A 680-nucleotide genomic window follows, 5' to 3' on the forward strand; every position below is an offset into this window, starting at 1 on the left:
TTTAAGACTCCGCCAATGTTGTTGACGCCGATATTGCCGTCAGACAAGGCTCCTGCAGCTCCGCCGCGGACATCCAACCGTTCGTTGAGTTTCTTGGAAATTACCGTGCCGTTATCTCCGGCAAACTTCATGCCGTCGTCCAGGGTTGCCACTTCGTGATTTCCCGTCTTGTCTTCGTAAACAATGCGAGTAACACCGTCCGTACCGTTGACGCCGGGCTGACCTTTTTCAACATGAATGTCTACACGGTTTGTACCGTTAATACCGTCTACGCCGTCTTTACCGTTAATGCCGATCTTGCCGTCTTTGCCGTCTTTACCGACTTGAACGGATTCGGTAACAAGGTTTTTATCCATCATGACGGAAATATTGCCGTTTGCATCTTTTACGGTCTTAATATTTTCACCGCTATATTCGGAATCTGCCTTCGTGCCGCCGCCGACAATGCCCAAGGTCGATCCCAAGTCCTTGTGAATTACCTGCCCGTCGTTACCGACGAAGTTCATACCCTTGGCCGTCAGGTTGTTCGTAATGTTCGTCGTCGTATTCGTTACGGCGTTATTTACCTGATCCGTCAGGTAGTCTACGTTTACGACTTCGCTTCCGTCGTTGCCCGTCGCATAGGCTACGTTGGTAATATGCGTGCCGCCCGTCTTATTGACGTACGTGCTGCCTGCCAT

Annotated in this window: 1 pseudogene; it reads right to left on the reverse strand. The window is 50.6% G+C overall.

From position 1 onward, the window contains the following. Positions 1–680, reverse strand: a pseudogene (locus tag PGX78_RS08770) (hypothetical protein); the annotation flags it as partial.

It is taken from the genome of Megasphaera sp. AF13-6AC, from assembly GCF_027685385.1.
Classification (GTDB): domain Bacteria; phylum Bacillota; class Negativicutes; order Veillonellales; family Megasphaeraceae; genus Megasphaera; species Megasphaera micronuciformis.